Annotated in this window: 18 protein-coding genes and 1 riboswitch; of the genes, 16 read left to right on the top strand and 2 right to left on the bottom strand. The window is 41.8% G+C overall.

What is annotated here, in order from left to right:
- Positions 1-146 precede the first annotated feature (146 nt).
- The 4 genes from SULAR_RS03835 to SULAR_RS03820 all read left to right on the top strand — a co-directional run bounded on the left by SULAR_RS03835 (position 147) and on the right by SULAR_RS03820 (position 5,160).
- Entirely contained in the window at positions 147-1,106 is a 960-nt protein-coding gene (locus SULAR_RS03835) for an NAD-dependent epimerase/dehydratase family protein (protein WP_008243163.1), read from the top strand.
- Positions 1,096-2,313 carry an aminotransferase class I/II-fold pyridoxal phosphate-dependent enzyme gene (locus SULAR_RS03830; RefSeq protein WP_008243162.1) on the top strand — a complete coding sequence of 406 codons (1,218 nt, stop codon included), beginning with the start codon at positions 1,096-1,098 and terminating at the stop codon, positions 2,311-2,313. The genes SULAR_RS03835 and SULAR_RS03830 overlap by 11 nt, the downstream gene beginning before the upstream one ends.
- Before the next feature lie 344 nt (positions 2,314-2,657).
- On the top strand, positions 2,658-3,224 hold the full coding sequence (locus tag SULAR_RS03825) for a DedA family protein (RefSeq protein WP_008243161.1): 567 nt from the start codon (positions 2,658-2,660) through the stop codon (positions 3,222-3,224).
- A gap of 256 nt (positions 3,225-3,480) precedes the next feature.
- The gene (locus SULAR_RS03820; protein WP_008243160.1) at positions 3,481-5,160 is read left to right on the top strand and encodes a long-chain fatty acid--CoA ligase; all 1,680 of its coding nucleotides are present in this window, start codon (positions 3,481-3,483) and stop codon (positions 5,158-5,160) included.
- Positions 5,161-5,176: 16 nt separating this feature from the next.
- On the opposite strand, the gene SULAR_RS03815 is transcribed toward SULAR_RS03820, so the two are convergent.
- Positions 5,177-8,008, bottom strand: a complete 2,832-nt coding sequence (locus SULAR_RS03815) for an AMP-binding protein (RefSeq protein ID WP_008243159.1) — start codon at positions 8,006-8,008, stop codon at positions 5,177-5,179.
- A gap of 198 nt (positions 8,009-8,206) precedes the next feature.
- Between SULAR_RS03815 and SULAR_RS03810 the strand changes: the two genes are divergently transcribed.
- From SULAR_RS03810 to SULAR_RS10880, 4 genes are all read left to right on the top strand, one after another.
- Positions 8,207-8,620, top strand: a complete 414-nt coding sequence (locus SULAR_RS03810) for an archease (RefSeq protein WP_008243151.1) — start codon at positions 8,207-8,209, stop codon at positions 8,618-8,620.
- 12 nt (positions 8,621-8,632) lie between these two features.
- Complete coding sequence (locus tag SULAR_RS03805; protein WP_008243149.1) at positions 8,633-10,069, top strand: RtcB family protein; 1,437 nt, start codon at positions 8,633-8,635, stop codon at positions 10,067-10,069.
- 35 nt (positions 10,070-10,104) lie between these two features.
- The gene (locus SULAR_RS03800) at positions 10,105-10,968 is read left to right on the top strand and encodes a cache domain-containing protein (protein WP_008243147.1); all 864 of its coding nucleotides are present in this window, start codon (positions 10,105-10,107) and stop codon (positions 10,966-10,968) included.
- A 275-nt stretch (positions 10,969-11,243) separates the two neighbouring features.
- A riboswitch (cyclic di-GMP riboswitch) is annotated at positions 11,244-11,318 on the top strand.
- A gap of 207 nt (positions 11,319-11,525) precedes the next feature.
- Complete coding sequence (locus tag SULAR_RS10880; RefSeq protein ID WP_008243145.1) at positions 11,526-12,326, top strand: hypothetical protein; 801 nt, start codon at positions 11,526-11,528, stop codon at positions 12,324-12,326.
- Positions 12,327-12,445: 119 nt separating this feature from the next.
- Here the strand turns inward: SULAR_RS10880 and SULAR_RS10875 are convergent, their stop codons facing one another.
- Positions 12,446-13,417: an META domain-containing protein gene (locus tag SULAR_RS10875; protein ID WP_008243143.1), complete on the bottom strand. Its 972-nt coding sequence runs from the start codon at positions 13,415-13,417 to the stop codon at positions 12,446-12,448.
- 293 nt (positions 13,418-13,710) lie between these two features.
- Here SULAR_RS10875 and SULAR_RS03785 point away from each other — a divergent pair, with 293 nt between their 5' ends.
- Genes SULAR_RS03785 through glgB form a run of 8 tightly spaced genes read left to right on the top strand, consistent with a single transcriptional unit; the run spans position 13,711 to position 26,539 of the window.
- Entirely contained in the window at positions 13,711-13,992 is a 282-nt protein-coding gene (locus SULAR_RS03785; protein WP_008243141.1) for a hypothetical protein, read from the top strand.
- A gap of 57 nt (positions 13,993-14,049) precedes the next feature.
- Positions 14,050-16,557 carry a sugar phosphate nucleotidyltransferase gene (locus tag SULAR_RS03780; protein ID WP_008243138.1) on the top strand — a complete coding sequence of 836 codons (2,508 nt, stop codon included), beginning with the start codon at positions 14,050-14,052 and terminating at the stop codon, positions 16,555-16,557.
- 2 nt (positions 16,558-16,559) lie between these two features.
- Entirely contained in the window at positions 16,560-18,596 is a 2,037-nt protein-coding gene (locus SULAR_RS03775; RefSeq protein WP_008243136.1) for a glycoside hydrolase family 57 protein, read from the top strand.
- A 45-nt stretch (positions 18,597-18,641) separates the two neighbouring features.
- A complete protein-coding gene (locus tag SULAR_RS03770; protein ID WP_008243135.1) occupies positions 18,642-20,684 on the top strand; it encodes an alpha-amylase/4-alpha-glucanotransferase domain-containing protein in 2,043 nt (680 codons plus the stop codon).
- On the top strand, positions 20,677-21,708 hold the full coding sequence (locus tag SULAR_RS03765; protein ID WP_008243133.1) for a UDP--glucose-1-phosphate uridylyltransferase: 1,032 nt from the start codon (positions 20,677-20,679) through the stop codon (positions 21,706-21,708). The genes SULAR_RS03770 and SULAR_RS03765 overlap by 8 nt, the downstream gene beginning before the upstream one ends.
- The gene (locus tag SULAR_RS03760; RefSeq protein ID WP_008243130.1) at positions 21,701-23,140 is read left to right on the top strand and encodes a glycogen synthase; all 1,440 of its coding nucleotides are present in this window, start codon (positions 21,701-21,703) and stop codon (positions 23,138-23,140) included. Before SULAR_RS03765 ends, SULAR_RS03760 begins: the two co-directional genes overlap by 8 nt.
- Positions 23,133-24,623 carry a glycogen synthase GlgA gene (glgA, locus tag SULAR_RS03755; RefSeq protein ID WP_008243129.1) on the top strand — a complete coding sequence of 497 codons (1,491 nt, stop codon included), beginning with the start codon at positions 23,133-23,135 and terminating at the stop codon, positions 24,621-24,623. The genes SULAR_RS03760 and glgA overlap by 8 nt, the downstream gene beginning before the upstream one ends.
- Positions 24,620-26,539 carry a 1,4-alpha-glucan branching protein GlgB gene (gene glgB / locus SULAR_RS03750; RefSeq protein ID WP_008243128.1) on the top strand — a complete coding sequence of 640 codons (1,920 nt, stop codon included), beginning with the start codon at positions 24,620-24,622 and terminating at the stop codon, positions 26,537-26,539. Before glgA ends, glgB begins: the two co-directional genes overlap by 4 nt.
- Positions 26,540-26,567: the final 28 nt, after the last annotated feature.

Genomic DNA, 26,567 nt, shown 5'->3' with positions numbered 1-26,567 from the left:
CTGAAAACCTGTATGTAATGTTTCCTATTGGTTCACTAGAATGATGCTACAATAAGTAAGAAGGTTAGACCTTAACAAGAGATATGGCTTGCTGAATCCTTCCAGGTTGACAGGGCAAAAAATATTATGATTCAAGAGGATAAAAGATGAAAAGGATATTAGTCACCGGTGCAACAGGTCAGCTCGGCTCTGAGCTCGTCCCTGTACTTAGAGATAAATATGGAAGAGACAATGTAGTTGCTGCGGGACACAGTAGGAAGCCGGACGATGTATTTATTGATTCCGGTCCTTATGAGATCATAGAGACGACAGATTCCGAAGCCATCACAGCGCTTGTAAAAAAGTACAGCATTGATATCATCTACCATCTTGCAGCGCTTCTTTCGGCAAGAGCGGAAGAGAATCCCCAGCTTGCATGGGATGTCAATATGAATGGGCTCCAGACGGTTCTGGAAGTTGCCCGTCATCATCACTGCGCGCTCTTTTTCCCCAGTTCCATCGGGGCCTTCGGACCATCCACACCACCGGACAATACCCCTCAGGTGACTATCCAGCGTCCCAATACACTGTATGGTATTACAAAAGTGGCGGGTGAACTGCTTTGCGACTATTACGTTAAAAAGTATGATATGGATATCCGCGGGGTTCGATTCCCCGGTTTGATCTCCTATAAAACACCGCCGGGCGGAGGAACAACCGATTATGCCGTTGAGATCTTCTATGCTGCTGTAAAAAATGAACCCTACCGATGCTTTTTGAAAGAGGGAACCCGTCTGGACATGATGTACATGCCCGATGCCATTCGGGCGGTCGTGGAACTTATGGAGTCGGATGGGAGGATGCTAACTCACCGTAATGCTTACAATATTACAGCCATGAGTTTTACGCCGGAGCAATTATATGCTACTATAAAAAAAGAGCTGCCCCATTTCAGCATGACCTATGAAGTAGACCCACTAAGGCAGGCAATCGCCGACAGCTGGCCTCGTAAAATGGATGACAGCGCTGCAAGAGCCGAATGGTGCTGGCAGCCGGCATATGATATCGGATCGATGACAAAAGATATGATCGAACAGTTGAGAAAGGAGGGTTCCCATGTCACTTGAAAAGCTTGAAATTCCTTTAAAGCAACAGTTGGAATCCATAGATGCAAAGGGTGTCAGTAAACGGCATGAAAAGATCATTACCGGGATCATGGAAGCCGAAGATGGTTTCGGACCGAGGGTTACCCTTAGAGGGAATGGAGATAAGCCCTTCTTGCAGATGAATTCTAACAGTTACCTGGGCCTCTCAACAGATAAAGATGTCATTGAAGCAGAGGAGGATGCATCCCAGTTATTTGGAACCGGGCCGGGTGCCGTCCGGTTTATCAGCGGTACCTTTGCGCCGCATGTGATACTCGAAAAGAAACTGGCTACCTTCTGCGGTAGAGAAGCGGCCATGATCTTCAGTGCCGCCTATTCGGCCGTTATGGGTGTCCTCCCACAGCTTATTACAGAAGAAACGGTTGTCATCAGTGATGAACTGAACCACAACTGTATCATCAATGCTATCCGGCTGGCACACCCCACTGAAAAGACGGTATACAGGCACCTTGATATGGAAGATCTTGAAGGTGCAATCAAGAGATACTTGGGTAAATACAGACGAATGATCGTCGTTACCGACGGTATCTTCAGTATGCGGGGAGACCATGCACCCCTTAATGAGATTGTTGCAATCTGCAAAAGATATGAAGAAAAGTTTGAAGAGGGGATCATTACGGTAGTCGATGACTCACACGGTGTGGGAGCTTTCGGTAAAACCGGTCGGGGTACAGAGGAGGTGACAGGTACAAAAGTGGATATCCACATTGCAACCCTTGGAAAGGCACTCGGCGTCAATGGTGGCTATGTGGTTTCCAGTGAAACCGTCATAGATTACCTAAGAGAGACAGCTCCCTTTTACATTTTTTCAAATCCTATTACTCCCTCTGAATCCGCAGCGGCCATTAAATCTCTTGATATCCTCGACAGCACCCAGGGGCTGAAGTTACTCGAAAAGCTTCGCAGACTCACACGGCATCTTAAAGAGGGGCTAAAGGATCTTGGTTATGAGACCATACCAGGGGAGCATCCTATTATCCCTCTTATGATAAGAGACACCGAAAAGACTTCCAGACTTGTGAAGCATCTTTTTAAGCATGGTATTCTTGCCACAGGCCTTAACTTTCCAGTAGTTCCAAAGGGTGACGAGGAGATAAGGTTTCAGGTTTCTGCCAATCATACAGAAAAAGATATCGAGTACTTGTTGGGAGTTTTGAAGCGTTTTTAGTAATCGTAGTGACACAGAGAGAAGAATATTGATAAGACACATAAGGTATGAAGGATAACGGGGTTCCAATAGTTCCAATCCCTCACCATTCACATTGATTCATCAATAAAAATCAATATGCTCCAAATTATCCCTAAATCAATTAGACAAACTAACCTTATGAAAATAGCCAAATTATGCATGTATTATATTGATTCATCAATAAAAATCAATATGCTCCAAATTATCCCTAAATCAATTAGACAAACTAACCTTATGAAAATAGCCAAATTATGCATGTATTATAAGGTTATATTTTATTACTCTCTACAATTAAGTATAATGATAAAATAAGGATAAAAAGTATGTTGGAAGAATTTACATCACTTGTTTCACAATATGGTTTATGGATTGTGTTTTTTGGTATGATGACTGAAGGAACCATTATGATCATTGTCTCTGGGATATTGTGTTATCTTGGGATGTTATCTTTAGAAGAGACCATACCTGTGGCTATATTCGGAGCACTTATAGGCGATCAGTTTTGGTACTTTGTAGGTAGATATTATGGTCAAAATATACTAAAGAAGTTTCCATTACTGCAACAAAGAATAAAAAAGCTTGAACATTCTGTAAAAAAACGGGGAAGCTGGCTAGCCTTCAGTGGGCGATTTATTTATAGTGGTGCGATACTATTTCCTGCAACACTGGGTACTTATAGGTATCTTCATAAAAAATTTACTCTTTTTAATACACTTGGTATCATAGTATGGAGTGTGTCAGGAATTTTATTAGGATACATATTGGGTACAGGAGCAGAACACCTTTTTGGAAAAATTGAAAAGATCGAACAATTTATAGCACTTGTATTGATCATTATTTTTTTAGTTTGGATCATAAAGCCTTATTTTAATAGTAGAGAAAAAGTTTGAAATAGTTTTGATTTTTCATGGAATCAGGAAATAGGAGTCTTCTCTTTGTTTTTTTCCTACCGTTAACATTTTACCCGTATAAAAGTTCCAAGTCGTACTTGACTTTTTTTCTTCTGATTAGTTATGATGAGTAAAAGCGACTTTATATGACAGCCACTAAAAAATGAGGTTATGTGGATGGAACGATCATTCTTTTTTTACTTCTATTCTTGTACTTTTCTTTGGAACATCTTCTCCGATCAAAAAGGAGAGATAGATGATATATGATGAAAAGATTTGGTTAAAACAATATGATCAGGGTGTACCGGCCACTCTAAAATACCCTAAAGTACCACTTTTTACTTTTTTGGAAGAGTCAGCTTCCAAATATCCCCACAATAGGGCTCTCTCCTACCTGGGAAATGATATCTCTTATAGCAAGCTGGATAGACTGGTAAATAAAGCTGCAAATGCTCTTACAGACCTGGGTGTTCAAAAAGGTGATCGTGTGGCACTTTATCTTGCCAATACACCCCAATTTATTATTATGTTATATAGTATTTTAAAGATAGGAGCGATCGCTGTTCCGATAAATCCCCTTTTTAAGTCTGCAGAAGTGGCATTTGAGCTTAATGACTCTGGTGCCAAAACTGTGATCGTTATGAGTCGTTTTTATCCGATCATCCAACAGATCAAAGAGGAAACAATGCTTAAAAACATCATTGTTACCAATGTCAAAGACTACTTCCCCTTCCTCACCAAGATCCTCTTTACGCTTTTAAAAGAGAAAGAGGATAGGGTGCGCATAGATGATACAGATCATTGGTTGGAGAAGTTGATGCACCAAAGCAATGATAAAAAACCTGATATAGGGATTGATCCTGAAGATATTGCGCTACTGCAGTACACCAGTGGAACAACAGGAACACCTAAGGGTGTGATGCTAAGCCACTATAATCTAGTCGTCAATGCACTTCAGTGCAGGGCATGGGTGACTGATACAGTTGAAGGTCAGGAGCGTGTGTTGGGGTGGCTTCCTTTCTTTCACAGCTTCGGTATGACAGCCTGTCTTAGTTATACGATGAGCTGTGCGGGCACGCTGATATTGACCCCTAATCCCAGAGACTTGTCTTATATTCTTAAAACGATGGAAAAAGAGAAAATCACGATCATGCCGGGTGTACCTACGATGTATGCAGCATTGGGTAGCTATAAGAGTGTGGCAAAATATGATCTAAGCTCGGTAAGGGCATGTATCTGCGGAGGTGCACCGCTGATAGAAAGTGTCCAAAAGAGGTTTGTGGAAGTGACAGGTTCAAAATTGGTTGAAGGGTATGGGCTTTCAGAAGCATCTCCTGTGACACATGCCAATCCGATGAATGCCCCAAATAAACCAAACTCCATCGGTGTGCCCATGCCAGATACAGAGTGTAGGATCGTTGATATTGAAAACGGAAAAGATGAGATAGAGGTCGGAAAAGAGGGGGAGCTTATCATAAAGGGTCCGCAGTTGATGAAGGGGTACTGGATGCAGCCTGAAATGACAAATGAAGCGATAAGAGAGGGGTGGCTCCATACAGGTGATATTGTAAAAATGGATGAAGAGGGTTATTTTTATGTGGTTGACAGGAAAAAGGATATCATCATTGTTAAAGGGTTGAACGTATCACCTACAGAAGTGGAAAAGGTGTGCTGCACGCACCCTAAAGTCGAAGATGCAGCGGTTGTGGGTATACCTCATGAGTACAAAGGCGAAGAGATAAAGGCATTTATAGTTCTAAAAGAGGGTGAAGCGGCTGAAGCATATGAGATCATCGAATACCTTAGAAAAAAGCTTGCACGGTTCAAGGTCCCATCATCGGTCGAATTTGTAGACGCGTTACCTAAAAATGTCATGGGTAAATTGATGCGTCGTCTGCTGCGTGAGAGGGAGATGAAAAAAAATACAGGGCTCTAAGAGCGCTGCATGACATCTATGAAAGATCCGGTTCACCACAGTGCCGTAAAATAAATTCGCGGCTTTGGTCGCGCAGCTCTATAGCTACATCCCACTCTTTTACCTCTGCTTTGGATCTGATCTTCTCAGGATCGATAGGTTTACCGATCTCTATGTGAACCGGACTGTGATGAGGGAACCAGGATGTATCCCGAAGTATCGATCGTGTACCTCTGATCGATATGGGAATGACCGGTACATTTGCCCCAGCTGCAATGCTGAATGCACCCAGCCGAAACGGCATAAGTCCGGGAACACGGCTGAAAGTCCCCTCAGGGAAAAAGAACAAGGCATGACCCGATTCCAGCACGGTACGAAGATGTTCTGTATCTTGAACACTTTTAGTGGTCTCAAATCGTTCGACAAACTCCGTATGGATCTTTTCCAGTGGCAGACGGGTATAAAAGTCTTTAGTGAACTCGGACTTGGCAATAAATCGAAAATGACGTGGCAGTGCTGCTATGAGAGCAGCTCCATCAAGAAGACTGGCGTGATTGGCGACCAAGACGCAAGATGTTCCTGCAGGTGGAAGGTTTTCGACACCATTCACTCTGAGCGGCGTGGCAGTTGCATAGGCTAGAAATTTTGTACAGACCTGTAACATACTCCATCGCATGGAAAACTTTGGCAAGAGTATCATAGAGAGCCATGCGACCGGTGTGACCAAAGCAAAGACGGAGCAACTATATAGAGCAAAGAAAAGGCTTCCAATATAGTGTTTTATACGTCGTAATTGGGGTTTGATACCGCTAAGGGCAAGTCTGACTACCTGCCATACTACATTTTGGGGCTTTTTAGTGATCATTCCTTTTTCATAGCGTTCACGGCTTGCAGAACGTCTGATCTTCCCGCTTGAAGTTTTTAGAACGCTCCCGGGAGGTGCAAAGACAACTTCATCAGGCGGTATTCCGGTCAGATCGATCGATAGTGTATTGATGTCGTTGCGCAATCTTTGGTGTTCATTGGGGTCTTCACTTCGTGTTTCAGCTAAAATGACCAGTTTTTCTGTCTGTCTCTTTGGATCCATACTGGCAAATACAGCCACACAGCCTTTTCGGATATTTGGTATATCTCCTACCATCTTTTCCAGTTCATCCGGATAGATATTGCGTCCGGCGCGTATAATAATGTCCTTGATACGTCCAGTTACATAAAGTTCTCCGTCGGCAATATAGGCCAGATCGCCTGTATCGAGCCACTCTCCATCAAAAAGGGTTTGTGTTTTTTGAACATCACGGTAGTAGCCACTGGTAGAAGAGGGACCCCGAAACTCCAAACGTCCTTCTTGACGTTCGGGCAGTTCATGTCCGGTATCATCTACGATTCTGAGCTGGTGTCCAGGAAGAGGCAACCCACAACTGACAAATTTTAAAACATTACTGTCATCCTGTACGGTATTTAAGGCACTTCCTGTACGGGTAAAAGTAGTGCGGTCTATATGGTCGATATGTACGCCACGTCCGAGTGGTGGAAATGCCAAACCGACGGAAGACTCTGCAAGGCCGTAAACAGGCATCATCGCATCTTTGTTAAATCCAAATGGTGCAAATCGTTTATTGAACTCTTCTACTGTTTCAGGACTGACTGCTTCTGCCCCGTTGAATGCAGCACGCCATGAACTAAGATCCAACCCCGTCAGATCGGTATCTTTTATGCGATGCATACTGTACTCGTATCCGAAGTTAGGTGAGGCAGAGAGTGTACCCCGATAGCGGTGGATCGCCCATAGCCAGCGTTCGGGTCTGGCCAAAAAATCCAATGGTGACATGACTACAAAAAATGCAGCATAGTAGAGGCTGCCAAGCCAGGCACCAATAAGGCCCATATCATGATAAAGTGGAAGCCAACTGACAAAAACATCTTTGGGCCCTGCTTTGACAACTTTCCCCATGGCCCTAATATTGTTAAGAAGGTTGGCATGTGTCAGTACTACGCCTTTCGGGTTTCCGGTACTTCCTGATGTGTATTGTATAAATGCGATATCCTGTTCATGTATGCTTGGCAGCATTGTACTTGAAGAGGAGTCTTTCAAATCTGTAGTTGATATGATATGCTGAAGGTTAGGGACCAGCGATTTTAGAAGTTTTGCAACATGCTTGGCTTCAGGTACGGTAATGAGGATGCTTGCACGGCAATTATCCAGTATACGTGCATGTCTTCGGATGTGGTCTTCAAGCTGTGAAGGGCGTGCAGGTGGATAGATGGGAACAGGTATGCCACCGGCCATCAGTATACCAAAAAAGATGAAAAAGTAATCCGGACTGCTGGGTAACATAATTGCGATCGGCTGACCAGGTTCTAATCTATGTTGTTGCAACAGTATTGCGGTATTTTTGGCACCTTTTTCCAGCTGAGCATACGTGATGACATCGCCTTGTCCATCATCCTGGTAGAACTTGATATGGGGACGATCCGGATGCTGTGCTACATGCCAATTCAGTACATCTACGAGGGTTTGTGCTTCAAAAGGTGTACCTTCTGTTTCATCCAGTGTTATTGAAGCAATTCCCGAATCTTGAAGGATAGCATATGCTTCTTGTGCCCCAAGCAGCATACGCAAAAGGTCCCGTGGTGTTTCTGCTTCGGAGTAGCTACGTTCCGGTAATGAAAGTTTGAACTCCTTTTCAACTCTTGCGATGAGTTCAACCCGTGAAAGACTGTCCAGTCCAAGCTCTTCTTCAAAACGACTATCAAGTGAAATAGACTCAGAAGGAAGATGATGCGGATGTATCTCTGTAAGAAGTTCACTTATGACTTTTAAGAGAGCTTGAGCCCTTTTATCCGCTTTAGACTTGATTTCATATTTCATTATGTACATCTTTTCAGTAACAGATTCTATGATAATCATAACAGATAACAAGTTAGAGAGTACTGCTTTTATAAGATTATAAAGTTACGAATAGTAGAGTTGGAGATGGTAAAAGACGAAAATGATGCTAGAATAAGTAAGGATCTTTTTTTAACGATGTATTGAAATATAGAACTTGTAAAACAAAGAAGGCCAAACATGAACAAGAGATATCGTTACTTTGACCATGATGCGGATATCGGTATTATTGGAAGAGGAAAGAGTCTGGAGGAATCATTCGAATCAGCTGCAGTGGCGATGTTTGCTATTATGGCTAATGTAGATCTATTGCATTGTGATGAGTTGATAGAAGTGGTATTTGAGGAAGATGATAACGAGTTTGCTCTGATAGAGTGGCTCAATACGCTTTTGGCTTTAGCACATATGAAACATCTTGTTCTGGGTAAGTTTGAACTGCATAGAGAGGGTAATTCCTGGAGAGGGAAAGCATGGGGAGATACTTGGCGAAAAGATCTGGAACGGGGTACAGAGGTCAAAGGGGCAACACTGACCATGCTCTCCGTGGAAGAAAAAGAGGATCATTGGGAAGCCCGATGTGTCGTAGATGTGTAAAGGAGAAGTGTCATGAATATGAACCTATTGGAAAGAATTGATGATTATACATGGACCATCCCTCTAAAGGTTGGAGAAAAAAGAAGCGGTATACGCTTATACGGTTCAGAACCTTTATTGAAAAGTATGGATGACAAAGTGTTGGAGCAGATCACCAATGTCGCAACACTGCCCGGTCTGGTAGGAGAGGCGATGACAATGCCGGATGCGCACTGGGGTTACGGATTTCCCATAGGCGGTGTTGCTGCCTTTGATGCTGAAGAGGGTGGCATCATCTCTGCAGGTGGTGTGGGATTTGATATCTCATGCGGCATTCGATGTCTGCGTACAAACCTGATGAGAGAAGATCTGACCTCTACCGATCTAACAAAGCTGGCTGATGAGCTTTCTCGCGCGATACCCGCAGGAGTCGGTAGAGAGGGAAAACTCAGACTCACGCTAGATGAACTTGATGATGTCCTTAGAGGTGGTGCCCAATGGGCGATCCATCATGGATATGGGTTAGGTGAGGACCTGAGTTTTGTTGAAGAGATGGGTAAGATGCAGGGTGCAAGGCCTGAGAACATCTCTCGGCTGGCTAAGGAACGGCAATTGGGAGAGGTAGGGACTCTGGGGTCTGGAAACCATTACCTTGAGGTTCAGGAAGTTGCCAAGATCTATGATGAAAAAGCAGCAGAAGCATTTGGTATCAAAAAAGGCCAGATCGTTGTGTCGATCCATTGCGGTTCACGGGCACTGGGACATCAGATCGGTACGGAGTATCTAGTATCGCTTGCAAAAGCGGCCACACGACTAGGGATCTCACTGCCTGACAGGGAACTTGCCTGTGCGCCTATCCATTCACCTGAAGGACAGGAGTATATCGGTGCCATGAATGCTGCAATAAACTGTGCTATGGCAAACAGGCAGGTACTTACCCATATGACCAGAAATGCTTTTGAGTGCTTATTTAAAGGTGTGAAGATAGAGACACTCTACGATGTTTCCCATAATACCTGCAAAGAAGAGACACATCTGGTCAATGGTGTGGAACGTAATTTATGGGTTCACCGTAAAGGTGCAACGCGTGCTTTTGGACCAGGACATCCCGACATACCGGTACGTTACAGGAGTGTCGGTCAGCCTGTAATTATCGGTGGAAGTATGGGAACGGGATCGTACATTCTTGCAGGTACCAAAGAGGGAGAGGAACGTGCTTTCTCTTCAGCAAGTCACGGGGCCGGCCGCGCAATGAGCCGTCATCAGGCACTCAAATTGTGGAAAGGAAAGCAAGTCATACAGGAGCTTGCCCAGAAGGGTATTTTGATCCGTTCTGCATCCATGCGCGGCGTTGCTGAAGAAGCCCCTGATGCTTATAAGGATGTGGATCTTGTTGCACAGGCTACTGAAAAGGCGGGCTTAGCAAGAAGAGTAGCCTTTTTAAGACCAAAGGTTTGCATAAAAGGGTAGTGTGCCAAAAACAGCTATATAGGAAAAGGATGGATATGTATCATTTTATTGTACGTTTTTTGAAGTTCATAGTGTTGATAAGTAGTGTTGGAAGTGTAATACACGCAAAAGATGCAGAAGCACTTGAAGCGTTTGTCAAAAGTGGTGCTGCATTGATAGAAGAGAAAGGTGATAAAGCATTTCATTTATTCAGACAAAAGGGAACAAAGTGGTTTCATGATGATCAATATATATATGTCTGGGATATGAATGGGTTACGGTATGTATATCCACCTGATGTAAAAGGTGAGGGTAAAAATGTACGTGATCTTAAAGATGTTGATGAAAAGCCAATTGGCGAACTGATGATCAAAGTAGCTTCATCCAAAAAAGGAAAAGGGTGGATTCATTACCGTTGGCCAAAACCCGGTGAATTGGATCCAAGTTGGAAAAGTACGTATGTTATGCGAGTGAAAAGTTCTTCTGGGAAAATATTTCTTATAGGAAGCGGTACCTATGATATGCCTGTTCAAAGATCCTTTATTATAGATGCAGTTGATTCAGCAGCGAGATTGATCGAACAGGATGGATTTAAGGCATTTGATACGTTGAGAAGCAAGAGAAGTCAGTATAGTTATCAGGATACCTATGTTTTTGTGATCGACGAAAATGGTGTAGAGTTAATGAATGCAGCTTTCCCAAAATTAGAAGGGCGTAATGTGATCAACTATAAGGATGCTAAGGGGAATTATTTTGTAAGGGAATTTATATATGTTGCCAAAACAAAAGGCAGTGGCTGGGTTGATTACCCATGGCCAAAACCAGGAGATGTAGAAAGATCACAAAAATCAGCATATGTCAAAAAAGTGATGATCGATGGGGAAATGATTATTGTATGTGCAGGATTGTATCTTGATTAAGATTGTAAGACTTTGAGTCTTATTTTGATGTATGATAGCAACCAAATACAAGGGGGGAGAAGTTTAAAATGAGGAGTTAACATGAAATTGGCTTTTCATGTTTTTGGTTGCTATGTAAGAAGAAGTTTATATGCATTACACTAACCGTATGTAAACATACATTTCTTACCTATGGTTCTTAGGCTCTGTAGTATTCTATCAATGTTATCATTTTGTTACCAATTGGTGAAAAACTTTTATATTTCTTTCGTATAATATATCTGATTTATTAAATATTATTGTTGTGCCAAACTTGTTGCGAAGCAAGGACGGAAAGCCTCCGGTCTCAAGTAGATAGCGGGGTTGCCATAATGAATACTTCATTACTTCCTTTTATCCTTTCGATAGGTTGTTCACTCATCATATTTAATTCAGGGCTGTTTTGTTATGTCAAATATGTAGTAAAGCTACTGCTGGAATGCTTTGGGATCTCTGAATATATCCAGGTTCCATAAGTGCTTTTCTTTATTTGAACAACATTGAACTCAATAACATATAAAATGATTGAAGGAAAAGGTATGAAAAAAATACATGTATTAACAAGCGGGTTAGTTTCAACTCTGGTAGGTCTATCTTTGATGGGATGCGGAGGGAGTACCTCTACAGAACAAACAGTTTTAGAACCGACAGCAAAAGTGATCGGTACTGTTCCTGGTACACTGATAGAAGTATTTTGTGAAGATGGAAGCTACTACTCTACAACATCTGTGCAAAACGGTACAGATCAACACCCTTTTGAGATAGAAGTTCCACTGAATACGGATTGTCGTATCGTGATGACAACGAATGAAAATGAACCAGATAATAAGGTCGTAACACCGATCGGGATTGTTACAGTCGATGGAAATAGCACACTGTTCAGAGCTCAAGGAGATGTTGATCTTGGGTATGTGGACCTAGCTATGGATCGTGAGTTTATTGTCGATATCGAGGGTGATGGTGTCTCGGATGATGTATTGGAGATCGAAGTAGAAAATGGTTTACTTTCTGTTGAACTTGAGAATGACCCGATGGATCAAGACGGTGATGGTCTTCTAGATGTCTATGACAATGATGATGGTGATGAATTCTGTAATCATGATGATGACGATGATGATAATGATGGTATCTCAGATGATGAAGATACGGATGATGATGGTGATGGTATTGCAGATAATGATACAGATGGTGATGGTATCTCAAACGATCATGATGTAGATGATGACAATGATGGATTGGATGACGACGAAGACGATGATGACGACAATGATGGTATCAATGACGATGAGGATGACGATGATGATAATGACGGCATCTCTGATGAAGAAGATGACGATTAATTTCTGAATGATAGATATACAATGATAAAAGTAGTAGAATTAAAAAAGAAATGTTTTTTAAACGCTGCTTTTATCATGAAAACTTCCATATAGTCTGTCTGTACAGCAAACTATGATTGTTATTTATTAGGTTCTAAAGGAATTCCATCATGGAAAGTGAGTTCTCCTGAAAGATAAGGCTTTCCTTCTGGAACTTTTTTGCTTGAGGTACTTTGCGTTTCAACATAGTGTTTACCGTTGAACATATAGGTTAAGTATAATGAAGGATACCCTCCACCAGATTTTAACCATGTGATATTTTTCCATCCATGGTTTTTTTCATTTGAGACGATGACGGGAATTCTTGTTGTTGCGAATTGATCGATCAATCTATATCCATTCTCTTCTTCAGTAAAAAGCAGCAGGTTACAACCACCAGTTCCACAGAAAATTGAACCCATGAGGTAGACAAACACTTCACTGTTCCCATCTTCATTGAGATCGACATGTCCGTAAACATAACGGGCTTTCTTTACACCGTATATAGGGTTGATCAGTTTATCATTATAATCTGGATAGAGTGATCGGATCGCCGTTTCAAGCTTTGGATCGGCTTTCATTTCCATTGACTCATCAGTATCTTTTTTCCAGACAAATATCCCACCGTCTGCCATTAAACTCAAGTAGAGTTTTTCATCCTTAAACAGATAAGAACGGATATACGGTACCTGCATGGATATAAATACATCCATGCTCGGAGGAGGACAGAAGGCTCTGGTTGTAGCAAGTTTACCAAATTGAAATTGGCCACTGATAGGGGATTGCCCTTCTTTGATCGACCATGTTCCTTTGGCTATATTACAGTTTAGTTTCATGGTAACGGTACCATCTTCATGGAGATTCATAGTGTATTTTGAAGGGTCATCTGTTCTCTTTATTCCCTGAGCATCATCCATTGATTGAAATTCAATAAGATGCCATTTGGTACCAGCCAATATATTAGTATGTGAGGGCTCTAACGTTACATTGCTTGGAGTATCACTTGCTAAGAGTGGATGTAATGTTGTGAAAGCAAGCAAAAATAGTTTAAAAATAAATCTGAAATCAGTCATATTGTTAGTCCTTTCTACTTCTATCAGAAAACTAGCAAAAGAGTAAACCGTATAAAATACTTTTGTATACCATCTTGATAATACTCTTTTTACACTAAACTTTAACCTATATCCTTATTTGTTGAGACTTGCCTTCTTCTCTAGAAGAATGTTATCTTTATGAAACCATATCTTGGTACAATTACTTATAATTTAAAGATAAAAATTCTTATACTGATTAAATATAAATCAATATATTTGTCAATTTTTTTAAAATCTCGGATATAATAGTTTCATTGCTAAAAGGATTGATCATGCTTACAATGAAAAAGAACGGGAACAGGGTTTGGGTGACATTTACATTTTCACCGACATATAGTGTTGAGGATGTAGCTGTTTCAGGTGAATGGAATGAATGGAAAGAGGAGCCGATGAAGCAGAAAAAAAATGGTGATTACTATATCACCAAAATACTCAGGGCAGGAGATAGTTTTCAGTTTGGGTATAAGGTCAATCAAAATGACTGGCTCACTGAGGAGGCATGTCCTAGTGTGCCTACGGTCTATGCCAGTCAAAACTCTTTACTCACATTATGAGTTCGTCTTTTTTAATGAATATGGTTCTACTTTAGATAAAAATCCATAGGAGGATAAATGAAAGCTGTTGTCATGGCAGGTGGTTTTGGAACGAGGATCCAGCCACTTACAAACTCACGTCCGAAACCGATGCTCCCGATCATGAATAAACCGATGATGGAACATACAATGATGACCCTGAAAGAGTTGGGGATCACAGAGTTTATCGTGCTGCTTTATTTCAAGCCCGAGATCATTCAAGCGCATTTTGGGGACGGAAGTGATTTTGGTATCAAGATCACCTATGTAGTTCCAGATGAAGATTATGGTACGGCAGGTGCAGTGAAGCTGGCACAGGAATACATAGGAGATGATAACTTTATTATCATCAGTGGGGACCTTGTAACGGATTTTGATTTCCAGAAGATCTTTGACTATCATGCAGAGAAAAAGTCCAAATTGACCATTACCTTGACATCGGTCGATAATCCTTTGGAGTTTGGTGTCGTGATCGCCAATGAAGAGGGGAAAATAGAAAAGTTCCTTGAAAAACCAAGTTGGGGTGAAGTCTTCAGTGACACGATCAATACGGGTATCTATATCATAGAGCCGGAGATCCTGGCGTATATCCCTAAAAATGAAAACTATGATTTTAGTAAAGACCTTTTTCCTAAATTGATGCGTAAAGGCATTGATCTGATGGCTGGATATACTGAAGGGTACTGGCGTGATGTGGGAAACCCCGAAAGCTATCGGGACGTCTATGATGATATTTTAACCGGCAGGGTCAAGTTCAACATTGATGGGGAAATAACACAATTTCCTGATGGTGTGCTTTACAGCGATGAGACGTACAGTTTTGATCAAAGTATTGAATTTATTGGTACGGTGGTACTGGGAAAGAATGTTACGCTGGAGAAGGGTGTAAAGCTCAATAATGTCGTGATCGGAGACAATGTCACCATCGGCAAAGAGAGTAAGATCAGAAACACTGTGATCTGGAATGATGTGGAGATTCATGCTAAAGTCAAGCTGGATGGTTGTGTGATCTGTAATGATAATGTGATCGATAATAATGTTACAGCCAATGCCGGGATGATCCTGGCAGAGGGATGCGAGATCGGTCAGTTAAGCAAGATTGAACAAGATGTCACCATCTGGCCTGATAAAAAAATTGAAGATGCTTCTATCGTTAACCACAGTTTGATACTTGGAAATAAATACAAAAATTCTATTTTTGTCAATGGGACGGTGTTTGGAAAGTCCAATGTTGAACTCTCTTGTGAAATGGCGACAAAACTTGCTGAAGCTTTTGGTGGACAACTGCCTGTGGGATCATGTGTCGTTGTTTCTAGAGATTATCATAAAAGCTCACGTATGCTCAAACGTGCTTTTCTGGGAGGACTTCTTTCTGCAGGTATAAACGTGATCGACTACCGTGATATTCCTTCTGCTGTATTACGTTGTAATTTATCTTCACATGATCAGTTCATTGCGGGTGTCCATTTCCGTCAAAAAACTGATGATCCAACCAGTACGGTAATGACCTTTTTTGACTGTGAAGCACTACGTATCAATAATGAAATGTCTAAAAAAATAGAAAAAGCCTTTTTCAAAGAAACTTTCCGACGTGTAGACTATTCGCTGATCGGCGAGATTCGTGAGTCCAGTCATGAAAAAGAATATAGAGTCTATAAAGAGGGAATGATGCAATTAGTGAACCCACATATATTTAAATGTTTAGATTGTCGTGTTGCAGTGGATATGATGCATGGAATGGCTTCAGATGTTTTCCCGGATATTATAAATGATCTTGGCGTAGAGAATATTATGTTTAATGCACATAGGGATGAACATCGTCTTGCCAATATCAATGCTTTGATCAAACAATCAAAACAAGATATGCATGATGTTATTAATGCACTGAAACTGAATGCAGGATTTATTCTTTACCCTTATGGTCAGCGTTTGGATATCGTAAGTGATAAAGGTGTTGTGCTTGGTAAACAAGACGCATTAAATGTGGTTCTTTTACTTTTAAATATGGAAGCGAAAGAAACAGGAACTATAAAACGCGTTTTCTTACCAACATGGGCAGTAGATATCGTCCATTTTGAAAATCTTAAAATAGAACGGGGTCAATACGCAAACTTCAAAGCAGAAAAGATGAGAGAGTATGATCTTGTGGCTACGGGTGAAGGTAATTTTGCTTTTACCGAATTTGCGACGCATCGGGATTCAATGTTTGCAACTTTGCGAATACTTGAAATGATATTGCATCATGGGGTAAAACTTTCTGATATGATCGATTCATTGCCGAGTTTTTATTATAAAATAACGAAGATTGAATGTCGACAGGCACTGAAAGGAAAGATGATGCGTATGTTCCTTGCAGATACCAAAGGAAAGGAGTCATCCACACTCGATGGTGTCAAGATATGGTTAGATAAAAATGACTGGATCCTTATGATCCCCGATCAGTATAGAGATCACCTTAACTTGTATATCCAGTCTGAAAATGAGGAAAAAGGGGAAGCGATCTTGGCTGAGTACTCTGCTAAAATTGAACAATGGTCTAAGGAGTGACAATGAAACCATCACTGAATCTCTGTTTTTTCTGGCATATGCACCAACCCGATTACAGGGACAGTGATGGAGTGATGAGTATGCCGTGGGTATTTCTCCATGCGATAAAAGACTATTATGAGATGCCATGGCTGTTAAGTCAATATAAAGGCCTTAAGGCGACGTTCAATATTACCCCACCATTGATTGAACAGTTGAATCTTTACAGAGATCCTCTGAAAAATGATTATTTTCTCTCATTGTGGGGAAAAGAACCCTCAATACTAGCGCATGACGAAAGAGAATGGCTCATTAAAACGTGTAAATCAACACAGTATGAGACGATGATCAGACCTATAGCGTATTTGAGTCAGCTTTATCATAAGGAAGAGCTCAGCGATGCAGAGCTTATTGACTTTGAGATGCTTTTTATGCTTGCTTGGTGCGGTAATTATCTGCGTCAGGAAAACCAACTGGTAAAAACACTGTTTCAAAAAGGCAAAGGTTTTACACAATCAGACAAAGCACACCTGCTTCAGGAACTGTGCGACTTTGTGGCGACCATTCTTCCTTTTTATGCACAGTTGCAAGAAGAGGGAGTCATCTCACTTTCGACTACACCTTATAACCATCCTATATTGCCACTGCTGCTTGATATGGAAAATGCAAAGCGTGCCAATTCTCATACCACTCTGCCTGACAACCCGATGTCACTCAGAGAAGATGCCATTGAGCAGGTCGAACGCTCCATCGCACTCTATAAAGAGACCTTTGGTGCTGCGCCTACAGGGTTTTGGCCCGCAGAAGGTGCAGTCGATGAAGAGAGTATAGCCATATACAAGGAGCGGGGGATCGCCTGGATAGCCACGGATGAAGCGATCCTCTTTCGATCACTTGGGGACGATACACGTGCGAATCTCTATAAACCCTACGTCTATAATGATGTGACCATAGGATTTCGTGACCATGGACTCAGTGACATGATAGGATTTAACTACCGTTTTAAATCCGGACATGACGCAAGTGAGCATTTTGTGCATGCTATAGAATCTCTCCGGCATGCACAGAAAAATGCTACGGTGTTTGTTATTTTAGATGGTGAAAATGCCTGGGAGTTTTTTGAAAACAATGCCTATGACTTTTTTATGGCACTCTATGGACGCTTTTTGCAAACGTCATGGTGCAGAACGGTCACTATGGATGAAGTCTCACGTTTATTAGATCCTGGGAAACTGGAGAAACTTGCACCAGGGAGCTGGATACATGGCAATTTTGATACCTGGTCTGGACACAGTGAAAAGAATCGTGCATGGGAACTGATCTATCAAACACGGCGTGATGTGGATAACCATGAGGGAGAGATCTCCGATGAAGTGAAAGAAGAGGTCAAATTTCATTTCCTGGCTTCGGAGTGCAGTGACTGGTTTTGGTGGTATGGTGATGATCATGTTACAGAGTTCGGATTGGAATTTGATAAGCTCTTCAGGGAGCATCTCATCACGATTTACCGCCTGATGCATATGCAGCCGCCTTCTGATCTTTTCATGCCGATCATATCACAGAAGAGTTCGGTTTCATTCTTGGTCAAACCGCACGCCCACATTTCACCCTCCATTGATGGAAAACAGAGTACTTTTTTTGAATGGATCGGCTGTGGAAGTGTGGATGAGAGCAAGCTCTACTCTACCATGGACCGGGTACGCGGACCTATAGATATGATCTATTACGGCCATGATGATGAAAAGATCTTTCTGGCCCTGGAAGGGGATATTGGATCTTTGAAAATGTCGCACATGAAACTCGAGGTCATCGTCGAAGAGACTGGAGAGCATATTCATTTCAATTTTCCTTTGGATAGTCCTTATGAAAAGGAAGGGATACGTTTTGCTGTAGATGAGCGTATAGAACTCTCCATTTCAAAAGTACACTTTAAAGACTACACGACGGTGCATTTGCGTTTTGAAATACTCAAAGGGAGCGAGATCATACAGACGATGCCTGGTTATGGTGCACTCTTTATCGATCTGGATGAAACCTATGTCCATAACTGGTTCGTATAATGCATATCTTTATGAAGAAGATATCACATAAAGAAGGGAAAAAAGATGGGAAATAAAACAAAACTACTTTTTGGCATTCACATGCATCAGCCTGTCGACAATTTCGAGTGGGTCATCAAACATGGTGTAGCAGTCTGTTATGGTCCATTTTTTGAAGTAATGAGTAAATATCCGGAGTTCCGTTTTGCTGTCCACTGCAGCGGATGGCTTATGGAACAGATAGAAGCATTTCATCCTAAACTCTATAAACAGATCAAGAGATTGGCAGAGAGTGGAACTATCGAGTTCTTTTCTGCAGGGTATTATGAACCGATCCTGAGTGTGATACCTTCAGAAGACCGTGTGACACAGATCAAAATGCTCAATGACTCCATTGCATCTGATTTTAAACAATCACCAAAGGGGCTTTGGCTCACAGAACGTGTTTGGGAATCTTCTCTTATCCCTGATCTAAAGCGTGCAGGTATAAAATATACCGTCATGGATGATTACCATTTTCAGTGTGCCGGTTTTGATGAAAATATCCTGGATGGATACTATATGAGTGAAGAGGGAGGCCATGAGATCGGTCTTTTTCCTATCAGCAAGAAGCTGCGTTATGCGATCCCTTTTTTAAATGTGGATGCTGCCATCAAAGCGATAAAATCCTACAAAAGGAAGGAGAACGCTGCAGCGATCATCTTTGATGATGCAGAGAAGTTCGGTATGTGGCCTGGCACCTATGAATGGGTCTATGAAAAAGGGTGGCTTGAAAAATTTGTGCAGGCTGTGTTAGCCGATGATGAGATCGAGACGATGCATTATGGTACCTATTATGAAGAGGAGTGTACACGAGGTATTGCTTATCTGCCTAATGTCTCCTATTATGAGATGGGGGAATGGAGCCTTCGTGCAGATGATACACTGAAACTCGAAGCATTTAAAGAGGAGATGGGACATGACCGTTACGAGAAAGAGGGTGTGAAGTTCCTTAAAGGCGGTATCTGGAAAAATTTCTTTGTGAAGTATGAGGAGAGCAACCGTATCCATAAACGTATGATGGAGCTTGCAAAAGTACGCCAGGAGGTCAAAAAGTCAGACTTCGATACAGCGCTCTATAAAGCACAGACCAATGATGCCTTATGGCATGGGGTATTTGGAGGTCTCTATCTGCCAAACCTCAGAGACAATGCCTATCATTATATTATCGAGGCAGAGAATATACGGTATAAGAAAAAAAGTGTGTTGGTGACCGATCAAAATGAATTGGACGGCTATGACAAGGTGAAAGCTGTGACACCAAAACATATCTTCCGATTTGATAGTGCACATGGGGGACAAATGGTAGAATTTGACAGCAGAGAATCGTGTTTTAACTGGCAGAATACTTTAACACGTCGTAAAGAAGCCTATCATCAGCGTTTGTTCGAAGCGACACCTAAAGAAGAGGTACCTATGGCAGAAGAGGGGATCGATACAATCCACCATGCCGCATTTGAGATCGATGATGCTTTGCGCAATGAGATCATTTATGACTGGTATCTCAAAAACTCTTTTATCGATCATATTTCGGATGAGAATTTCTGTACGGATAATTTCAAGTATTGTAATTTTCATGAGTTCGGAGATTTCTCCAATCAGCCTTTTGATCTTTTCGTGGATAAAAAGAGCATGGTCTTTACCAGGAATGGAGGTTTGTATTTTCCGCATAAACTACCTACAAAGATGAAGAAGACCTATATCCCACATAAACACGGATTTGATTTTGAGATAACTCTCTCTACACAGGCAGAAGGTAGATTCAAGTATGTACTTGAACACAATTTTCACTTTTGTGACTATGAGTCTATCACCATTAATGGGGATCCTCTGCTGGATCAGGGAACTGTGTTGTCGACTGATACACTTGAGATCTATGATGCAGAACTCAATCAAAATATTGTTATCACGCTTGGTCAAAGCTGTGATATCCATTATTTCCAACTTAAAACACTTTCTCAAAGTGAACAGGGATTTGACCTCAGTGTACAGGGGATCAGTTTTGCTATGGTAGCGCCGTTCAGTAAGGATATGTCCCTCAAGGGTACACTGGAGGTAAAAGATGTCTGACATTAGACATGACCGTGTACATGGCACGCATGTGATCATTGCACCCGAGCGGCTGCATCGACCCAACTGTTACGGCACAGAAGAGAAGGAAGAGATCCTTAAAGAGGAACATTGTCCATTTTGTGAAGGAAATGAATCCATGACGCCTCATGAGATCTTTGCTATAAGAGAAAATAGTTCTCTTCCAAATCAAAAAGGGTGGAAAACGCGTGTGGTACCAAACCTTTATAAAGCGGTTCAGATCGAAGCTCCGTATGAACATCATTATGGTTTTTTTGAGCATTGGGAAGGCTTTGGAGCACATGAACTGATGATCGATACACCTGAACACCATACCTCCATCATACAATGGAGTGAGCGTGCAGTGGTAGAGTGGTTAAAAACACTTCGAGCAAGGGTTTCTGATCTGCGGAAGGATGAACGTATTGCCTATATTTCACTTTTTAAAAACGAGAGGAGTGAGGCAGGTGCTTCACAGCAACACTGTCATACACAGATCATAGGACTTCCCATTGTACCAAAGCTACTCAAAGAGAGATATCAGCGCAGCTTTACTTACTATAACCATAATGTATGTGCGTTGTTGGAATCAGAGATCGAGCATGAGGAAGCATCCAGTGAACGCATTGTAGCGACGCATGGTGCCTTCACAGCCTACTGTCCATATGCCAGTGCCTATCCTTTTGAAGTGATCATCAGTTCTAAACAGGCACTAGGACAGATCGATACCCTTCAAGATACATCTATAGTAGAAGTTGCATCATTGCTACATATAATACTAAAAAATATGAAAAAACAGTTGGGTTGTTTTACATTTAATCTAACCATCAGTACACCACCATTACAGGCGAAAGACTTTGAATATGATATACTCACACATATAGATGAGATGTGCCGTTTTTCGATCCGGATCATGCCGCGTCTTTACCATATGGCCGGATTTGAAGTGAGTACAGGCATCATGATCAACCCTGTGGCACCTGAACATGCGGCGAAGCTTTTACGGGAGAGTGCTAATGAGTGATACACGGGTGCTATTTGCTGCAAGTGAGGTGTATCCTTTTGCAAAAAGCGGCGGACTTGCGGATGTAGCATACAGTTTGCCAAGAGCATTGAATGAAACCTATGATGTTGATGTCATCATGCCTCTTTATCAGTTCATAGATCGTGAAGTGTTTTGTATAGAGGCAGTAGGTGAAACATTTGATATCATGATGGGAGAAAGAGCCTATCCCATAACACTTTATATTTGTAAATATAAAAATATGACCTACCGTTTTGTATATACACCAATGCTGTGTGACAGAGCGTTCCTCTATGGACCTTCTCAAGGCGGTTATGCCGATAATGATATTCGGTTTGCACTCTTTAACTATGCGATACTGGAAATATTGAAGCGTGAACCGTATGCATTCGTACACCTTAATGACTGGCAAACTGCCTTGCTGCCGCTTTTATTAGAAAATGAGCCAGAGATTAAGACTAAAAGTCTCTTTACCATTCATAACCTTGCCTACCAGGGAATCTTTGAAAAAAAAGCACTGGCCAGACTAGGCATTGATGAGAAATATTTTCATATGGATTGCCTGGAATTTTACGGACAGGTGAATTTTATGAAAGCAGGGATAGCCTATGCCGACAGGGTCACAACGGTCAGCCCTACCTATGCCAAAGAAATATTAACCCCGGAGTTCGGGTGTGGTCTTGAGGGATTCTTGCAATACCACAGCGCTAAACTGATAGGCATCGTCAATGGTATAGATACTGAACAGTTCTCGCCCTCCAGTGATAAGATACTTGTGTCCCCCTATAAGGACCTAAGAGGAAAAGAAGCCAACAAAAGTGCGTTCCTGAAAGAGATAAAGATGAAAGAGCCTCAACGACCTCTCATGATATTTATAGGACGATTTACTTGGCAGAAAGGATTAGAGATCCTTATTGATGCTTTACCTGAGATGGCTTTGATGGAATGTAATATTGTCGTACTGGGTGATGGAGAAGGAAAATACCATGACGCACTCGAAGTTTTAGCGAAAAAACATGACAATATCTATCTGGAGTCAGGCTACAATGAAGCACTCTCCCACCGTATGTATGCAGCTTCAGATTTCTTTTTGATGCCGTCACTATTCGAACCCTGCGGATTGGCACAGATGATCGCAATGCATTATGGATCGATGCCTATCGTGCGCAGTGTAGGAGGATTGGCAGATACAGTATATGATCATGCAGTCTTTGATCGCAAAAGTCAAAAAGGGTATGGGATCGTCTTTGAAAAAGCTGACCATCATGCATTGCTATCTGCTGTTACAAATGCTTTAGAGCTTTATGGCACAAAAATACAATATAACCTGATAGTAAAACATAATATGCTGTGTGATTTTTCCTGGAGAGAGAGTGGGGAAATGTATATTAAAGAATATAAGAAATTGAAAGAAGAGGGTTATCGTGGATAAATTCAATATCTTACTAGCAGCTTCTGAAGTGGTGCCTTTTGCTAAGAGCGGCGGTTTGGCAGATGTCTCCGGAGCACTTCCAAAAGCACTTCGTGCTTTTGGACATGATGTCCGTGTGGTAATGCCCCGCTACTATATTGTAGACAAGGAAAAGTATGGTTTGAAAGCACTTGAAGGTTCCTTAGGGGTTCCAATGGGAAGTATGGCTGAAGCATGGGCAGCTGTATATGAGGGTGTCTTGCCGGGAAGTGATGTACCTATTTACTTCATAGAGCATGAAGGGTTTTTCGGAAGAAAAGGGTTGTATGATGAAGATGGCAGAGGCTATGATGACAATGACAATCGCTTCATTTTCTTCTCCAAGGCAGTCATGCAGTTAGCCAAAAAGCTGCATCTCAAACCAGATGTTATCCATGTCAATGACTGGCATACGGCAGCCATACCTGTCTTGCTCAACACTACGTATGCTTTTGATCCTGATTTTCAATACACAGGCTCGCTTTTGACCATCCATAATATGCAGCACCAGGGTAAATTTTATAAAGGTGGGATGGATGTGTTGGGTGTAGGATGGGAGCACTTTAATGCAGATGAACTTGAAGAGTTTGACGGCATCAATCTGCTCAAAGGCGGTATCGTACATGCAGATGCCATCAATGCGGTGAGTCAGAAATATGCGCAGGAGATACGTACACCTGAGTTTGGATGGGGATTGGACAGGCTTATTGATGCAAAGGCGTATAAACTCTACGGTATCCTGAACGGGATAGATTATGAAGAGTGGAGCCCGGCAGTAGATAGCTTCATCCCTGCAACCTTTGATCTTGATGATCTATCGGGGAAAGCACTCTGTAAATCAGCATTGCAAAAAGAGTTCGATCTTCCACAGAGAGACGAAGTACCGCTCATAGGTCTGGTTGGCCGTCTAGTGGAACAAAAAGGCATCACCTTGCTCAGTGCTGCTATGGATGAATTAATGAAACTGGACATTCAGATCGTACTCTTGGGTACCGGTGAGAAGTGGGCAGAGAACTTTTTCTCGGAATGTACCGCCAAATATCCTGAAAAGTTCGCCTGTTATATCGGATACCGCAATGATATCGCCCATAAAATAGAAGCAGGCAGTGATATGTTCCTTATGCCTTCACTTTTTGAACCTTGTGGACTTAATCAGATCTACAGTTTGCGTTATGGGACCCTGCCTATTGTACATGCGACCGGAGGGCTGGATGATACCATAGAGAATTATAACAGTGGAGATCAAAACGGAACAGGATTTAAGTTTTACAATCCAACACCCGAGGCACTGATCGGGACTGTAAAATGGGCAGTTGATACGTGGTATCAGGATAGATCAGGGATTAAACAACTCCAACACAATGCTATGTTAAAGCGTTTTAACTGGGAAGTAGCAGCACACGGCTATGAAGACCTCTATCGTCATATCATTCTGGGTCGCCATAAAAGTAAGGAGCAGAAATGACACATGCTATGCATTATGATGTATCAACGTTGAGTGATCTTGATATCTATCTGTTCAAAGAGGGGAATCATACGAAACTCTATGAAAAATTCGGTGCGCATAAAATGCAGCACGAAGGCATGGATGGTGTACACTTTGCTGTTTGGGCACCTAATGCACAAAGTGTAAGTGTACGTGGTGATTTTAACAGCTATGCAACAGAGTCACACCCCCTTAAATTACGGGAAGATGATTCGGGTATATGGGAAGGTTTTATTGAAGGTGTGGAACAGGGGTTGACCTATAAGTATCATATCGTCTCAAAGTTTCATAATATTATCAATGACAAGAGTGATCCTTTTGCTTTTTTCTCAGAGAAACCTTCTAAGTCAGCTTCGCGTGTCTGGAGTATTGATGGGTATGATTGGCAAGATGAAGAGTGGATGAAAGCACGTCATAAATTCAATGCACATGATGCCCCGGTCAGTGTTTATGAAATGCACCTTGGCTCATGGAAACGAAAAGTAGAAGAAGAGAATCGCTATCTCACTTACCAGGAATTGGCCGTAGAACTTCTGGCCTACCTCAAACAAATGCATTATACCCATGTGGAGTTCATGCCTTTAACTGAGTATCCCTATTTTGGTTCATGGGGGTATCAAGTCACAGGTTATTTTTCAGCTACGGCACGTTTTGGTGAACCTCATGATCTCATGTATCTTATCGATGTGTTGCATGAGAATGGATTTGGTGTCATTATGGACTGGGTACCTTCACATTTTGCTGTAGATATGCATGGACTTGTCAATTTTGACGGTACGGCACTCTATGAGCATGAAGACCCACAAAAAGGATTTCATCCTGAATGGGGAAGTTATATCTTTAACTATGGGCGTAATGAAGTAAAATCATTTCTGATCTCCTCAGCAATGTTCTGGCTCGACAAATACCATATTGATGGTATTCGTGTGGATGCTGTTGCTTCAATGCTATATCTGAACTATGCCAGAGAAGAGGGGGAGTGGACACCCAATGTCAATGGGGGAAATGAAAACCTTGAGGCTGTCGCATTTTTACGTAAACTCAATGAAAGTGTTTATGCCGAATTCTCTGATATTATGATGATCGCTGAAGAGTCCACGGCATGGCCGATGGTCACACGGCCTACAAGTATCGGTGGTCTTGGATTTGGGTTTAAATGGAATATGGGCTGGATGCATGATACGCTAAAGTACATGAGTTATGACCCTATTCATCGTCAGCATCATCACCATCAACTCACTTTTAGCCTATGGTATGCTTTTGATGAGCATTTCATGCTGCCCTTAAGTCATGATGAGGTGGTACATATGAAAGGTTCCCTGATCAACAAGATGCCGGGTGACACCAATCAGAAATTTGCCAATCTGCGAACGATGTATGCGTATATGATGGCACATCCGGGTAAGAAACTTCTTTTTATGGGAGGTGATATCGCTCAGTATTCCGAGTGGAACTTTGAGGAAAGCATTGATTGGCATCTTCTTGAAAATCCATATCACGCCAAACTACAAAAGATGCTAAGTGATCTTAATCTGCTTTATCGTAATGAACGTGCTTTGTACCAATATGATGAAAAGCATGCTGGTTTCGAGTGGATAGATGACGGGGACTATCAGCATAACTGTATCAGCTTCATGCGCAAAAGTGATGATCCGAATGAGACAGTGTATGTCGTGAGTAATTTTGCAGATGAGACATGGGAAAACTATAAGATAGGTGTACCTTATGAAGGTGAGTATGTGGAGATATTTAACACTCAGTCCAGTTATTATGAGGGGTGGAATATCGGTAATTCAGGACCTCTTAAAGCGATCAAAGAACCGATGCACGGACGTGCATATGCGATCAGTTTGACATTGCCACCTTTGGGAGTGATCTATTTGAAAAAAGTATAAAGAAAATTCAGATACCTGATAGAGGAAC

This window comes from Sulfurovum sp. AR (assembly GCF_000296775.1).
In the GTDB taxonomy this organism is placed as follows: Bacteria; Campylobacterota; Campylobacteria; order Campylobacterales; family Sulfurovaceae; genus Sulfurovum; species Sulfurovum xiamenensis.
Note: the sequence above shows the minus strand (reverse complement) of the source record. Positions and strands in the feature narration are given on the sequence as shown.